This is a genomic window from Ferrovibrio sp. GW821-FHT12E11, from assembly GCF_058806975.1.
Window position 1 is genome coordinate 2,787,505 of sequence record NZ_JBXAQG010000001.1, and the last position, 15,059, is coordinate 2,802,563.

General features: G+C 62.5%; 13 protein-coding genes. 12 read left to right on the top strand and 1 reads right to left on the bottom strand.

Features of this window, described 5'->3' with window-relative positions; genetic code table 11:
* Window positions 1-24 precede the first annotated feature (24 nt).
* A complete protein-coding gene (gene gabT, locus AC1ROT_RS13925) occupies window positions 25-1,311 on the bottom strand; it encodes a 4-aminobutyrate--2-oxoglutarate transaminase (RefSeq protein WP_492999688.1) in 1,287 nt (428 codons plus the stop codon).
* A gap of 108 nt (window positions 1,312-1,419) precedes the next feature.
* Between gabT and AC1ROT_RS13930 the strand changes: the two genes are divergently transcribed.
* From AC1ROT_RS13930 to AC1ROT_RS13985, 12 genes are all read left to right on the top strand, one after another.
* On the top strand, window positions 1,420-2,031 hold the full coding sequence (locus AC1ROT_RS13930; RefSeq protein WP_492999692.1) for a cupin domain-containing protein: 612 nt from the start codon (window positions 1,420-1,422) through the stop codon (window positions 2,029-2,031).
* Between the two features lie 269 nt (window positions 2,032-2,300).
* Window positions 2,301-3,488: a serine hydrolase domain-containing protein gene (locus tag AC1ROT_RS13935; protein WP_492999694.1), complete on the top strand. Its 1,188-nt coding sequence runs from the start codon at window positions 2,301-2,303 to the stop codon at window positions 3,486-3,488.
* Window positions 3,489-3,754: 266 nt separating this feature from the next.
* On the top strand, window positions 3,755-4,732 hold the full coding sequence (locus tag AC1ROT_RS13940) for an ABC transporter permease (protein ID WP_492999696.1): 978 nt from the start codon (window positions 3,755-3,757) through the stop codon (window positions 4,730-4,732).
* Window positions 4,729-5,568 (top strand): ABC transporter permease, encoded by an 840-nt coding sequence (locus AC1ROT_RS13945; protein WP_492999698.1) that lies wholly within the window; start codon window positions 4,729-4,731, stop codon window positions 5,566-5,568. The genes AC1ROT_RS13940 and AC1ROT_RS13945 overlap by 4 nt, the downstream gene beginning before the upstream one ends.
* Before the next feature lie 5 nt (window positions 5,569-5,573).
* Window positions 5,574-7,223 carry an ABC transporter ATP-binding protein gene (locus AC1ROT_RS13950; protein WP_492999699.1) on the top strand — a complete coding sequence of 550 codons (1,650 nt, stop codon included), beginning with the start codon at window positions 5,574-5,576 and terminating at the stop codon, window positions 7,221-7,223.
* Between the two features lie 14 nt (window positions 7,224-7,237).
* On the top strand, window positions 7,238-8,830 hold the full coding sequence (locus tag AC1ROT_RS13955) for an ABC transporter substrate-binding protein (RefSeq protein WP_492999701.1): 1,593 nt from the start codon (window positions 7,238-7,240) through the stop codon (window positions 8,828-8,830).
* A 31-nt stretch (window positions 8,831-8,861) separates the two neighbouring features.
* Window positions 8,862-9,350: a nuclear transport factor 2 family protein gene (locus tag AC1ROT_RS13960; RefSeq protein ID WP_492999704.1), complete on the top strand. Its 489-nt coding sequence runs from the start codon at window positions 8,862-8,864 to the stop codon at window positions 9,348-9,350.
* A 139-nt stretch (window positions 9,351-9,489) separates the two neighbouring features.
* Window positions 9,490-10,494: a succinylglutamate desuccinylase/aspartoacylase family protein gene (locus AC1ROT_RS13965; RefSeq protein ID WP_492999706.1), complete on the top strand. Its 1,005-nt coding sequence runs from the start codon at window positions 9,490-9,492 to the stop codon at window positions 10,492-10,494.
* 31 nt (window positions 10,495-10,525) lie between these two features.
* Window positions 10,526-12,097 carry an ABC transporter substrate-binding protein gene (locus tag AC1ROT_RS13970; protein ID WP_492972084.1) on the top strand — a complete coding sequence of 524 codons (1,572 nt, stop codon included), beginning with the start codon at window positions 10,526-10,528 and terminating at the stop codon, window positions 12,095-12,097.
* A 13-nt stretch (window positions 12,098-12,110) separates the two neighbouring features.
* A complete protein-coding gene (locus tag AC1ROT_RS13975) occupies window positions 12,111-13,205 on the top strand; it encodes an NADH:flavin oxidoreductase/NADH oxidase (protein ID WP_492999708.1) in 1,095 nt (364 codons plus the stop codon).
* 21 nt (window positions 13,206-13,226) lie between these two features.
* Window positions 13,227-14,168, top strand: coding sequence for an ABC transporter permease (locus AC1ROT_RS13980; RefSeq protein ID WP_492999710.1), 942 nt, complete (start codon window positions 13,227-13,229; stop codon window positions 14,166-14,168).
* A complete protein-coding gene (locus AC1ROT_RS13985) occupies window positions 14,165-15,055 on the top strand; it encodes an ABC transporter permease (RefSeq protein ID WP_492999712.1) in 891 nt (296 codons plus the stop codon). The genes AC1ROT_RS13980 and AC1ROT_RS13985 overlap by 4 nt, the downstream gene beginning before the upstream one ends.
* Window positions 15,056-15,059: the final 4 nt, after the last annotated feature.

The window sequence follows — 15,059 nt, forward strand, 5'->3', positions numbered from 1 at the left end:
CGGGATTGCCGCTGCCCGATTTAATCAGGCGCCGACGACTTCGGCCAGCGCGGCTTCGAAGACGTCGAGGCCTTCCTTGGCCTGCGCCATGGGAATGGTCAGCGGCGCCAGGATGCGGATGATGTTCGCATTGACGCCGCAGGACAGCAGGATCAGGCCCTTTTCCTGCGCCTTGGCGATCAGCGCGTTGGTCAGCGCTGCATCGGGCTCGCGGGTGTTGCGGTCCTTGACCAGTTCGATCGCCACCATCGAGCCGAGGTTGCGCACCTCGCCGATGCAGGAAAAGCTGTTGCGGCGTGCCATCTCGCGCAGGCGGTCTGCCATCAGCGTGCCCAGCTCCTCGGCACGCTCGCAGAGCTTCTCGTCCTCGATAACGGTCAACACGGCATTGGCCGCGGCCACGCCGATGGGATTGCCGCCATACGTGCCGCCCAGGCCGCCCGGCTGCGCCGCATCCATCACTTCGGCACGGCCGGTGAGCGCGGCCAGCGGGAAGCCGCCGGCCAGGCCCTTGGCCGTGGTCACCAGGTCGGGCACCACGCCCGCATGCTCGACCGCGAACATGCGGCCTGTGCGGCCGATGCCGGTCTGGATCTCGTCGGCGATCATCAGGATGCCGTGTTCGTCGCAGATGCGGCGGATTTCCTGCAGGAAGTCTGCCGGGGCGATATAGAAGCCACCTTCGCCCTGCACCGGCTCGACGATGATTGCCGCCACGCGGGCCGGGTCGACGTCGCTTAAGAAAAGCTGCTGCAGCGCGTTGATCGCATCGGCCGTGCTGATGCCGTGATAGGGCTTCGGATAGGGCGCATGATAGATCTCGGCCGGGAAGGGACCGAAGTTCTTCTTGTAGGGCGTCACCTTGCCGGTCAGTGCCATGCCCATCATCGTGCGGCCATGGAAGGCGCCGCTGAAGGCGATCACCGCCGTGCGGCCGGTATGGGCCCGGGCCACCTTGACGGCATTCTCTACGGCTTCGGCGCCGGTGGTGACGAACATGGTTTTCTTGGCGTGATCGCCCGGCGTCAGGCTGTTCAGCCGTTCGGCCAGCCGGATGTAGCTCTCATAGGGCGCCACATGGAAGCAGGTATGGGTGAAGGCATCGGCCTGGTCTTTCACCGCCTGGATCACGGCAGGATGGCGGTGGCCGGTGTTCAGCACGGCAATGCCGGCGGCGAAATCGATATAGCGCTTGCCGTCCACGTCCCAGAGTTCGGCATTTTCCGCGCGGGCGGCGTAGAGCGCCTTGGTGGCGATGCCGCGGGGAACAGCGCTGGACTGGCGGGTGGCAAGCGAGGGGGCCGTAGCCATCGGATTTCCTTTCCGGGATTGTCAGGCCATGATGGAGCGGGCAATATGGCACTGCTCAATATATTGAGCAAGAGGCCATGCATGGGCAATCAGGCAAGGAGGGCAACAGTGTCGAGCGAAGCCACCGCGAAAGAACCGGCCAGCGAGTTCGATGTTGGTGGCCGGCTGCGGGACCTGCGCACGGCCGCCGGCCTGTCGCAGCGCGAGCTGGCGCTGCGGGCGGGGGTGCCGAATGGCCAGATCGCCATGGTGGAGCGCAACAAGAGCAGCCCTTCCGTGGCCAGCTTGCGCAAGATCCTGGATGGCCTGTCGATGACGCTGGCCGACTTTTTCAACGAAGACAGCCAGAAGAATGCCGAGAAGGTTTTCTTCGGTCCGGGCGACTTCCTCGATCTGACTTCACATATCCACGGCACCATGAAAGACAAGGTGGGACGCGTGATTCTGCGCCAGGTCGGCGATGCGCATGCCCATAATCTGCAGATCCTGCAGGAGCGCTACGAGCCCGGTGCGGATACCGGCGAAAGCATGCTGGAACATAACTCCCATGAAGGCGGCATCGTGCTGTCTGGCAGCATCGAGGTGACGGTGGGCGATCAGGTGCGCATCCTGCAGCCGGGCGACGCCTATCTGTTCGACAGCCGCCTGCTGCACCGGTTCCGCAATATCGGCACCGAGCCCTGCGAGGTCGTCAGCGCCTGCACGCCCCCCTATCTCTGAGGCGGTTTTCCGGTTCCCGGAGCAATATTTTTTCCGGGCCGTAACTGGCCCGGCGGGCTCCGGCCCGCTTCGCGTCGGACAGGCCTAGGTCAAATTGTGCAGAATTTTGAGCAAGATACTGCCGAATCCACCCGCCTCGCCCGCTTTGGGACCGGTGCCGGGAGGCCAAACCCGGCCGCTGCGCGGGAGGGATAAGGGCATTGCAATTTGCCGCCGTCTCTCTTCAGATGCTGCGGAAACTAATCGACTGATTGATTAGAGGGGCGTGGATGACACCGATTTTCGATACCGCGGGCTTCGAGGCCGAGCGCAACGGACAGGCGCTCAATTACCCGGTCGGCAATTTCTACACCGAATCGCAGCCTGCCTTCATCGTCGGCTCCTACAGCCATTACGACCAGATTTATCCCCATCATGTGATCCATCGGGCGGCCGAGCCCTGGAATTTTGCACGCGCCGCACTGCCGCCGATCACCTACCAGCATGAGGGTAAGCCCCGCAGCCTGGAGGATTACTTCACCCACAACCCAGTCACCTCCTTCATCGTCGCCCAGGGCGACAAGATCCTCTACGAGCGCTACCGCTACGCCCGCAACGACCGCCATCGCTTCACCTCGATGTCGATGGCCAAGACCGTGACCGCCATGCTGGTCGGCATCGCGGTAGGCGAAGGGCTGATCGATATCGACAAGCCGATCAAGCAATACGAGCCGGCATTGGGCGCCGGTGCCATCGGTGACATTCCGGTGCGCGCCGCCCTGCAGATGGCCTCGGGCCTCGACTTCTCGGAAGATTACGGGGGGCGCGACAATCTCGGCGAGTTCCGCAATGCGCAGCTGATGGGCTCGCGCGTGGTAAACCGCAACCGCCTGCTGCTCGCCTTCAGTCAGATGGCCAACCCGCCGGGCAAGGTGTTCAATTACGCCGGTATCGATACGGCGCTGCTGGGCGTTGTGCTGCGCAACGTCACCGGCCGGCATCTGTCGGATTATCTGACCGACAGGATCTGGCGCAGGATCGGCTGCGAATCCGATGCCACCTGGCAGACCGACGTCTATGGCCATGAAATCGCCTATGCCGGGATCAATGCCACGGCGCGCGATTATGCACGTTTCGGCCGTCTGCTCGCCCATGACGGCAACTGGAATGGCGAGCAGATCATCCCCGAGGCCTGGGTGAAGGAAGCGACGACGCTGCCGGCGGAAGGCGTGGCGTCGCCGCAGCCGCAGCAGGCCGGCAAGGCCTATGGTTTCCAGACCTGGATCGTGCCGAACCGCGAACGTCGTATGTTTTCGCTGCGCGGCATTCGCGGCCAGATGATCTATGTCGATCCGGCATCGAAGCTGGTGATGGAGCAGACTTCCGTGCGGCAGATTCCGGTCGACGAGCAGCGCAATGCCGAAACCTTCGAGGTCTGGCGTGCGCTGGTGAATGCCCTGGGCGGCGGCAAGATCTGACGTGCGCCGGGCATCGCATCGTGCGCGCATTGCCGCTACGGCATGTCGCGCGGCCGTCTGTGACTGTGTGCGATGCCAAGACGCCTGCGCTTATGAGTGGTGGATCGGCGAGCGCAGACAGCCCGCAGGCTGTGTCTATTAATCGTGGACAAAACTGCGTGTTTGTTTTAAAAATGCAACATTAATCGAGTGATTAAAGATCGTCCTGCGGCACACGGGCAATCCGGGACGGAACAAGACAGCGATAGCGTGCGGGGGTGTTGGGGATGCGGAGTCTTGGTTATGCCGGCGTTCGAATCCTGAAGGGCATAGCCGTACTCGCGGTCATCATCCTCCTCAATTTCATTCTGATCCGCATGGCGCCCGGCGATCCCGCCGAAGTGATGGCGGGCGAGGCCGGTGTGGCCGATGCGATGTTCGTGGCGCAGCTGCGCGAGCAGTTCGGCCTCGACAAGCCGTTGTACGAACAGATAGGCCGCTATTTTCTCGGCGTGATACAGCTCGATCTCGGCTATTCCTACCGTCAGCATGAACCGGTGCTGACCCTGATCCTCGAACGTTTGCCGGCGACGCTGATATTGACCCTCACGGCCTTTGTCTTCGCGATCCTAGTCGGTGTCGGCCTGGGTGTGCTGGCTGCGCTGAAGGTGGGCAAACTGCTGGATGGCGTTGTGACGCTGCTGGCGTTGCTGTTTTACGCCGTGCCACTATTCTGGCTCAGCCTGCTGGCCATCATGCTGTTTTCCGTCTGGCTCGACTGGCTGCCGGCCAATGGCATGGAAAGCATCGGCGCGGGTTATACCGGCTGGAAGCGCGCGCTCGACATCATCTTGCATCTGATCCTGCCGGCCGGAACGCTGGGTCTGTTCTACGTTGCCATTTACGCGCGCCTGACGCGCTCCTCGGTGCTGGAAGTGAAGGACCTCGACTTCGTGCGCACCGCCAAGGCCAAGGGCATGCGACGCGGGCCGATCATCACGCGCCATATCCTGCGCAACGCGGTGCTGCCGGTCATCACCTTCGCCGGCATACAGGCCGGACAGCTGGTGGGCGGTGCGGTGCTGACCGAGACGGTTTTCGCCTGGCCAGGTATCGGCCGGCTGGCTTTCGATGCCCTGCTGCAGCGTGATTACGCGGTTCTGCTCGGCGTTTTCCTGGTGACCTCGCTGATGGTCATTATTTTCAACATGATTACCGATGCGATCTATCGCTTCGCCGATCCGCGTATCGGAGCCGTGGCATGAACATTGTCGCGCTCAGGTATTTCCTCAGCCGGGTCGGGACGATTGTCGGCCTGGTACTGCTGGCCACGGTCGTCCTCGTCGCCATTTTTGCGCCGGTTCTCTACGAACAGGATCCGTGGCAGATGGTGACGCGGCCGTTCCTGCCGCCTTTCACCAATATGAGTTATCCGCTTGGCACCGACATGCTGGGGCGCGACATCGCCGCCGGCCTGGCCTATGGCGCGCGCGTATCACTCATCGTGGGACTGGTCTCCACCGTGTGCTCCCTGCTGGTCGGTGTCGTGCTGGGTGCTGTTGCCGGCTATTACGGCGGCTGGGCTGATGACCTGCTGATGCGCATCACCGAATTCTTCCAGACCATCCCAACCTTCATCTTCACCCTGGTGATGGTCGCGATCCTGCGGCCGTCGATCTATTCCATCATTCTTGCCATCGCGATTGTGACCTGGCCGCCGATCGCCCGGCTGGTGCGCGGACAGTTCTCCAGCCTGCGCAACCGTGAATTCGTGCAGGCCGCCATTGCGTTGGGCGAGAGCGACCGCCGGATCATCTTCCGCCAGATCCTGCCGAACACCATCTCGCCGGTGGTGACCATGGGCACGCTGATGGTGGCCACTGCCATCCTGGCCGAGGCCGCGATCAGCTTTCTTGGCCTGGGCGACCCCAACATGATGAGCTGGGGCTACATGATCGGCGTTTCGCGTTCAGTGATCCGCCAGGCCTGGTGGATGAGTTTCTTTCCCGGCCTGGTGATCTTCCTGGTCGTCCTGATGCTCAATATCGTCGGGCAGGGACTGAACGACATGCTCAACCCGCGCCAGACCAACAAGCGGTGATGGCGATGGGTGAGACGCTGCTTTCGGTCCAGAACCTCACCATCGGCCTGTCCAATGCCGGCGACCGGTTGAATGCGGTCGAGGATGTCGGCTTCGAGGTCCGGGCCGGGGAAATTCTCTGCATCGTCGGCGAATCCGGCTCGGGCAAGTCGATCACGGCCTCTGCGGTGATGGGCCTGCTGCCGGAAAGCGGCGTCAAGCTGCGTTCCGGCCAGGTCCTGTTCAAGGGCACCGATCTTTTGCGGCTGCCGGAAGAATCCCTGCGCCAGATCCGCGGCGCCGATATCGGCATGATCTTCCAGGAGCCGATGTCGGCCCTCAATCCGGTGATGCGTATCGGCAGGCAGATCGAAGAGGTGCTTGAGGCCCATGACGTGCCAGCGGCCGAGCGGCCGGCGCGCGTGCTGGAGTTGCTGCGCGCGGTCGGTCTGCCCGACCCGGAAACCCTGCGTCATCGTCACCCCTTCCGATTGTCGGGTGGTCAGCGCCAGCGCGTTGTCATCGCCATGGCACTGGCACTGGAACCGCAGATTCTGATCGCCGACGAGCCGACCACGGCGCTGGATGTCACCACCCAGGCGCAGATCCTGACGCTGATCCGCGATATCCAGCGCAGCCGCGGCATGGGCGTGATGTTCATCACCCATGACTTCGGCGTGGTGGCCGATATCGCCGACCGGGTTGCCGTGATGCAGAATGGCCGCATTGTTGAAATCGGCACGGCGCAAGAGGTTCTGTATAACCCGCAGCACGCCTATACCCGTACCCTGATCGCTGCCGTGCCGCATTTCCGCAAGGATATCCTGGAGCAGCACAGCGACCAGCCGCTGCTGAGTGTCCGCAATCTGAACAAACGCTATGGCGGCAAGGGCAGCTTCTTCCAGCCAGCAGCAACGGTGAAAGCCGTGGACGATGTCAGCTTCGACATCGGGCATGGCGAGACGGTCGGGCTTGTGGGGGAGAGCGGGTCTGGCAAGTCGACGGTCGGCCGCTGTCTGATCCGGCTGATCGAGCCCGATAGCGGCGTTATCGAGTTTCGCGGGCAGGACCTGGCCAAACTGGACCGCCAGGCGATGCGGCCCTACCGCAGCAAGATCCAGATCATCTTCCAGGATCCGTTTGACTCCCTGAATCCGCGCTACCGGGTCGGACAAAGCATCATGGCCGGACCCCTGGCCCATGGCGTGTCCGAAGACCAGGCCCGGCGCCGCATGTATCGCCTGCTCGAGCGTGTCGGTCTCGACGCGGTGGCGGCCGAACGCTTTCCGCATGAATTCTCTGGCGGTCAGCGCCAGCGCATCGGCATCGCCCGCGCCCTGGCCGTGGAGCCGGCATTGCTGGTGGCCGACGAGGCGGTATCGGCGCTGGATGTGTCGGTGCAGGCCCAGGTGCTCAACCTGTTGCGCGAGATTCGCGACGAATTCGGCATCTCGATGCTTTTCATCACCCATGACCTGCGCGTGGCCTCACAGATGTGCCACCGGGTGATCGTGATGCAGAAAGGCAAAATTGTGGAAACCGGGGATTCGGTCGCCATCTTCGAGCGGCCGCAACATGAGTATACGCGCTGCCTGATCGGCGCGATTCCGGGACAGGATTGGGAAAACAGGATTACGACAACGGACAAACACGCGCCCGCCATACCGGTGGGCTGAATCTGGAGGGGAAGATGGCTGATTTCACGATGACCCGCCGTGCAGTTCTTGGCGCGGCAACGGCAACCTCGGTCTTTGCGTTGAAGCTTGGCAATCTGCAGGCCGCGCCCAGCGGTGGCGTTTTCAATGCGATCGCCTTCCCGGAGCCTTCCACCCTGTTTATCGGCCTCGATCAGAACGGCCCGACTCAGCTGGTGGCCGGCAAGATCTACGAAAGCCTGCTGACCTACGATTTCGATTTTAAGCCGATGCCCAGCCTGGCGAAGTCCTGGGAGATCACCGAAAACGGCCTGAATTATGTCTTCCGGCTGCAGGAAGGCGTCAAATGGCATGATGGCGCGCCTTTCACGGCCGATGACGTGGTGTTCTCGATCAAGGATTTCCTGATGGAGGTGCATCCGCGCGCCCGGGCGATTTTCCAGAATTGCGATGTGATTGAAGCGCTTGATCCCCTGACGGTGCGCTTCCACCTGAAGACTCCGTTCGCGCCTTTCATGATCGCTTTCGAGATGTCGACCACGCCGATCGTTCCGGCGCATCTCTATAAGGGCACCAATTTCCGCACCAACCCGAACAACGCCAAGCCGGTAGGCACGGGCCCGTTCAAGCTGGAGGAATGGCGCAAGGGCGCATTCATCAAGCTGGTGAAAAACACCGACTATTACCTCAAGGATCAGCCGAATCTGGACGAGATCTACTTCCATATTATCCCGGATGCCGCTTCGCGCGCGGTGGCGGTGGAGCAGAAGAAGATCAATCAGGTCCAGTCGGTTGATCTTGAACCGCTGGATGCCATCCGCCTGCAGGATCTGCCGCATTTGCAGAAGATCAATCGTGGCTTCGAGTTCTATGGCCCGGTTGTCCGCATCGAGCTCAATAATCGTATCGCCCCGTTCGACGACAAACGCTTCCGCCAGGCGATCAACTACGCCATCGACAAGAAGTTTGTGCGCGACTCGATCTTCTTCGGCCTGGGCCGGGAAGCCACCGGTCCGATCAACAGCCGGACGCGGTTCTATGATAACAAGGTCAAGCGCTACGATCTCGATCTTGCCAAGGCGCGGGCCCTGCTCGATGAGATGGGCCTGAAGCCGGGCGCCAACGGAATGCGCACCAAGATCTCGCTGCTGCGTCTGCCACTGGGCGACAATTACCTGCGGCTTGCGGAATACATCAAGCAGGCCCTGCAGCGGATCGGCGTCGAAGTCGAGCTCGAATCGGTGGATTTCGCCGGCTGGACCTCGCGCTATGGCAACTGGGATTTCCAGATGACCATCAATCTGCCGTACCAGTTCGGCGATCCGGCGCTGGGCGTCGCGCGGTTCTTCATTTCGAGCAACATCCGCAAGGGCGTGCCTTTCTCGAACACGACCGGCTATGTGAACCCCAAGATCGACGAGCTGTTCGCCAAAGGCAGCGAGACCATCGTCGAAGCCGAGCGTCAGGCGATCTACTCCGAGATCCAGCGGATCCTGCTTGAGGATGTCCCGATGGTCTGGATGTTCGAGCCGGAACGCCCGGTGCTGCTCGACAAGCGGTTCGACGATTGCGTGGTCACCGCCATCGGCGTCAACGAAACCTATCGTCGAGCCCGCAAGGTCGCCTGAAGCTCAACATCCCTGAAGCCGGAGTCCTGTTATGTCCGATCTTGAAAGCCGTATCCGCCGTCTGGAGGATTTCGAGGCGATCCGCCAGCTCAAGGCCTATTACGCCTGGGCCTGCGACGACAAGTTCACCGACGATCACAAGCCGAAGTCCGAGGCGGAAATCGAAGCGATCATCCGGCCGATGGTGGATGTCACCTTCACCGAAGATGCGGAATGGCAGGGCAGCCCGGCCGTTCCGCCGATCAAGGGACGAGAAGCGATCTGCCAGCGGCTGTGCCAGAGCCGCTGGACCTTCGCCATGCATTATTATCTGAACCCGCATATCACGCTGGATGGCGACAAGGCCCATGCCACCTGGATGCTGTGGGAGCCCTGTACGCAGGAAGCGGAGAACAAGGCGCTGTGGATGTCGGCGCTCACCGAGGATGACTATGTGCGCACGCCGCAGGGCTGGCGGCTGAAGAAATACACCGTGCGCCTCAAGTTCCTCACGCCCTATGACAAGCCCTGGGTGAAGTGAGGGGCGTCTGTTTTTTTGCGTTTCTAACTAAGCAATCGACCGATTAAATAAATAGACAGAAATCGGCGATCGACTTATATTTTTAACAGCCAGGCAAAGCTGGTTTTGGCTGTTGCCTCGTGGTGAAAGGGACGTCTGCGTGGCCGAGGTGAAGCGTTGGACGATCGATCTGCCCGACACTCGGGTCGATGAATTCCCCTGGCGGATTCATGTGCATGAGATCGTCGGCGAGCGGCCGGGTCCAGCGACGGCGGTGATCTCGGGCACCATCGGCGACAAGCCGCTCGGTGTGCTGGCGCTGCACGATCTGGTCGGGCAACTGGCGGGGCGCAAGGATATCGCCGGCCGCATCATCATCATCCCGGCGGCCAATCCCTTCGGCCTGCAGGGCGGCACGCGGCACAATCCCGATCTGGTCGAGCTGCATCGCCGCTTTCCCGGCAGCACGCGTGGCCTGGTGTCGGACCAACTGGCGCATGCGCTGATGACGGCCCTGTTCGAACGCGTCGACGCCATCATCGACCTGCATTCCGGCACGCCGATGCGGCGTACGGTTTTTGCCTACGACTATGGCAATCTCGATATGACGGCAGCGGCGGCGCATATGCCGGTGATGATCAATCGTCATAATCCCGGCAATCTCTGCTCCAGCGCCATGGCCAAAGGCATCAAGTCCTGCACGCTCGAATTCGGCGGCGGCTCGGACCAGGATACCGAGGTCGGCCTGGAAAGCGTGCTCAACATCCTGCGCTATCGCGGCCATCTCGACGATGCGCCGACCGGCCCGGACAAGGTGGCGGTGTTCGACAAGGTGAAATACTGCGTCGCCTCCACCGATGGCGCCCTGTGCAGCCCCTATGGTCCCGAACATGTGGGCGAGCCGGTGCCCTCCGGCGTATTCGCCTGGATCACCAATGTGGTCACCGGCAAGCGCGTCGAGGAATTCAGCGTACCCGCGCTCGGGGAGAAGACTGGCGAGGGACCGGATTTCATTCATTTCGGCCGCGTTGTCATGGAGCCTTTCGTGATGACCGCGCCGCCACTGCTGATGATCGCCCAGTATGTGCCGTCCATGGTCCGTGCCGGCGCCCTGCTGTTCATGCTGGGCTGGAGCCGGGGCGACATGCCGGTGCCGCGGCGCTGACCGATCCGATCACTATTCACAGGGGGATAACATGCTTCGCTATGCTGCTCTGGTTTCCGTCCTTCTTGCCACGGCCCTGCCGGCTGCCGCGCAGGCGCCGAAGGTTTTTCGCTACTCGCCGAGCAGCGACCTGAACAATCTCGACCCGCACACCACCCAGACCACCACCACCGGCCAGCTCGGCATGATGGTGTTCGACACGCTGTTCGCCTTCGATGAATCGCTGGTGCCGCATCCGCAGATGGTCGATACCTATTCGGTCTCGCCGGACGGACTGACCTATAGTTTCAAGCTGCGGCCCGGCCTGAAGTTCCATGACGGCCAGCCGGTGACCGGCGACGATGTGGTTGCTTCGATCAACCGCTGGATGACGCGCGATGTGCTGGGGCAGCAGATGAAGGCGGCCATGGCCGAGTTCCGCGCTGACGGCACGGACGGCTTCGTCATGCTGTTCAAGAAGCGTTTCCCGTTCGTCGAGGTGGCGCTGGCTTCCACCATGGCCAACCAGGCCGTCATCATGCGGCGGGCCGATGCCGAGACCGATGCCTTCAAGCCGTTGACCACGGCCATTGGCTCCGGCCCTTACCGCTTCCTGCGCGAGCAATGGCAGCCGGGCAACGGCGCTGTCTGGGAGCGCAATAAGGATTACGTGCCGCGCAAGGAAAAGCCCAATGGCATGTCGGGCGGCAAGGTCGCCAATTTCGACCGTATCGAGATGCGCTTCATCCCCGATGCCAATACCCGGGCGACGGCGCTCATCAATGGCGAGATTGACCTGATCGACCAGGTGCCGGCGGATGTCATGCCGATCCTGAAAAAGAACAGCAAGGTCGAGGTGCAGATCCTCAACAAGGCGGGCGCGCAGACCTTCATCAGGCCCAATCACCTGAATCCGCCCTTCAACAATCTGAAGGCGCGCCAGGCCCTGGCACTGCTGGTCAAGCAGTCGGATTACATGCTGGCTGGTTACGGCACGCCGGACCTGTGGCTGGAAAACTGCATGTCCTATTTCATCTGCAACAGCCCGAACGACACGACCGCCGGCTCGGACCTCTACAAGAAGCAGGATCTCGCGCAGGCAAAGAAACTTCTGGCCGAGTCCGGCTACAAGGGCGAGCCGATCGTGATCCTGGCCACCCGCGAACTGCCGGGACAGGGCGCGCTGGCCGATGTGACGGCGGCGAACCTGCGCGAGATCGGCGCCAATGTCGATCTGCAGATCATGGATTTCGCCGGCATGCTGTCGCGGCGCAATCGCAAGGAACCGGCGGCCCAGGGCGGCTGGAACCTGTTCCATATCGCGGTCAGCGGTTCGATCATGTATTCGCCGCTGACCAATTTCGTCATCGACTCGCGCTGCGACCAGAAGAACTATGTCGGCTGGGCCTGCGACGAGGACGTCGAGCGTCTGCGCCGCGAATACGCGGACGCACCTGACGAGGCCGCCCGCAAGGTGAAGCTGGAAGCGCTGTCCCGGGCGCTTTGGGCCTCGCTGCCCATCATCCCGACCGGCCAGTACTTCACGCCATTTGCCTGGCGCAAGGAAATTACCGGCGTGCTGAAGGGACCGCAGCTGGTGTTCTGGAATATCGATCGCAAGTGACAGGGTCAGGGTTATGAAAAGCAAGTTGTTTGAACCGATCCAGCTGCGCGGATTGACGCTGCCCAACCGGATCGTGATTGCGCCGATGTGCGAGTTCATGGCCGAGAATGGCAGCGCCACCGACTGGCATACTATCCATCTCGGCCATCTGGCCCTGTCGGGTGCCGGCCTGCTGATCATCGAGGCGACCGGCGTCGAACCGCGCGGCCGCATCAGTAACCAGTGCCTGGGCATGTACAGCGATGAGAACGAGGCGGCGCTGGCCCGGGTGCTGAAGATCGTGCGGCAGTACAGCAAGATGCCGATCGGCCTGCAGCTGGGCCATGCCGGCCGCAAGGCGTCGCTGATGAACCCGGCCGATGGCCGCGGCCATCTCAGTCCCGAAAATGGCGGATGGGAAACCATTGCGCCCTCGGCGCTGCGCTTTGCCGACAACTGGCCGATGCCGCGGGCGATGGACCGCAAGGATATGGACGATGTGGTGGCCGCCTTCGTGCAGGCGACGCAGCGCTGCGCCCGTCTCGGGCTCGATCTGCTCGAAATCCATGGCGCCCATGGTTATCTGCTCAGCGGCTTCCTCTCGCCGATTGCCAATACCCGCACCGACGAATACGGCGGCAGCTGGGAAAACCGCCTGCGCTTCCCGCTCGAGGTCTTCGACGCCGTGCGTGCGGCCTGGCCGAAGGAGAAGCCGCTCGGCGTGCGTTTCAACGGCACCGACTGGGATGAGCGTGGCCTGGGCGCCGACGATGCGGTGAATTATGCCAAGGCCCTGGCCGCTCATGGCTGCGACTATGTGGATGTCTCCAGCGGTGGCAATTGTCTGGCCAATATCCCCACCGGTCCCGGCTATCAGGTGCCGTTCGCCACGCAGGTCAAATCCGAAGTCGGCATCCCGACCATGGCGGTCGGCCTGATCCGTGCTCCCCAACATGCCGAGGCCATCGTGGCCGGTGGCCAGGCCGATATGGTGTCCATCGGTCGTGGCTTCCTCAACGATCCGCGCTGGGCCTGGCATGCGGCCGAGGAGCTGGGCGTGAGCATAGAGGTCCCGGTGCCCTATCGCCGCGGCGCCACCAAGGCCGACCTGCCGTCCTTCGGCCGTTAAGCGGAACGGGGCAGGCGCAGCATGTTCGGCTTCATCATCAAGCGTGTTCTCGGCACCCTGCCGGTGATGCTGGTGGTGGCGCTGTTCGTGTTTTCCCTGCTGTATCTCAGTCCCGGCGATCCGGCGACCATCATCGGCGGCGACAATGCCTCGCCCGAAGATATCGAACGCATCCGGCATCAGCTTGGCCTGGACCGGCCATTCCTGCTGCAGTTCGGCCAATGGGCCTGGGGCGTGCTGACCGGCGACTTGGGTGTCTCGGTCTTTTCCAACATGCCGGTCACTGAGCTGATCGCCCAGCGCATGGAGCCGACGCTGGCGCTGACGGTTCTGACCATGCTGATCACCGTGCTGCTGTCGGTGCCGCTGGGCATTCTGGCGGCATGGAAAGCCGGCACCTGGGTCGATCATCTGGTGATGTTCTTCGCCGTGCTGGGCTTCTCGCTGCCGGTCTTCGTGATTTCCTATTGCCTGGTCTTTGCCTTCTCGGTGTCGCTCGAATGGCTGCCGGTGCAGGGCTATACCAGCATCAGGGAGGGCTTCGGGCCGTTCATTGAAAAAATCATCCTGCCCAGCACCGCGCTGGCGCTGGTCTTCACGGCGCTGATCACGCGCATGACGCGGGCCGCGATGCTGGAAGTGCTGAACCAGGATTACATGCGCACCGGCAAGGCAAAAGGCCTGAGCAATCGCGAACTGCTATTCGGTCATGCGCTCAAGAATGCCTCCATTCCTATCGTCACCACCATTGGCCTTGGCTTTGCCCTGGTCATCACCGGCGTGGTGGTGACCGAAAGCGTCTTCGCTATTCCGGGTCTCGGGCGCCTCACCGTGGATGCCATCCTGCGGCGCGATTATCCGGTGATTCAGGGCGTGATCCTCGTCTTCTCCTGGTCCTATGTGCTGATCAATCTCGCGGTGGATATTTCCTACACCTTCCTCGATCCGAGGATCCGCTATTGAGTGCCGGTTCCACACCCGCCGTCGCAACTGCCGACGATACCCCCGGCCGGCCGCATTTCCTGCGGCGCATGGCGCGGCATCATCCGCTGGCCCTGCTGGGCGGCATCCTGCTGCTGCTGCTGGCCCTGATGGCGATCTTCGCGCCGCTGCTGGTGCAGTATGATCCGCTGTCGGTCAGTCCGATCCGCCGGCTGCGGCCGCCGTCAGAGCGCTTCTGGTTCGGCACCGACATGCTGGGCCGGGATGTCTTCAGCCGGGTAATCTACGGGGCGCGGATATCGCTGATCGTCGGCTTCGGCGTGGCGCTGCTCTCGGTCGGCGGCGGCCTGGCTATCGGTCTTATTTCCGGCTTCAACCGGCGCGCCGATGCTGTCATCGGCCGCCTGATGGATGGCCTGATGGCCATTCCCGCCGTGCTGCTGGCCATTGCGGTCATGGCGTTGTCGCGCGCCAGCATCCAGGGCGTCATCCTGTCGATCACCATTGCCGAAATTCCGCGTGTTGCCCGTCTGGTGCGTGGTGTGGTGCTCAGCCTGCGCGAACAGCCCTTCATCGAGGCGGCGCGGGCCATCGGCACGCCGTTTCACAAGATCATCCTGCGCCATGTGCTGCCCAATACGATCGCGCCGCTGGTGATCCAGGCCACCTATGTCTCCGCCGCGGCGATCCTGACCGAGGCCACGCTGAGCTTTCTGGGGGCTGGTACGCCGCCGGAAATCCCCAGCTGGGGCAATATCCTGGCCGATGGTCGCAGCCTGTTCCAGGTGGCGCCGCATATCATCCTGTTCCCGGGCCTGTTCCTGTCGCTGACCGTGCTGGCCGTCAACCTGCTGGGCGACGGCCTGCGCGATGCGCTCGATCCGCGCTTCATCCGGCGGCGCACATGATGAT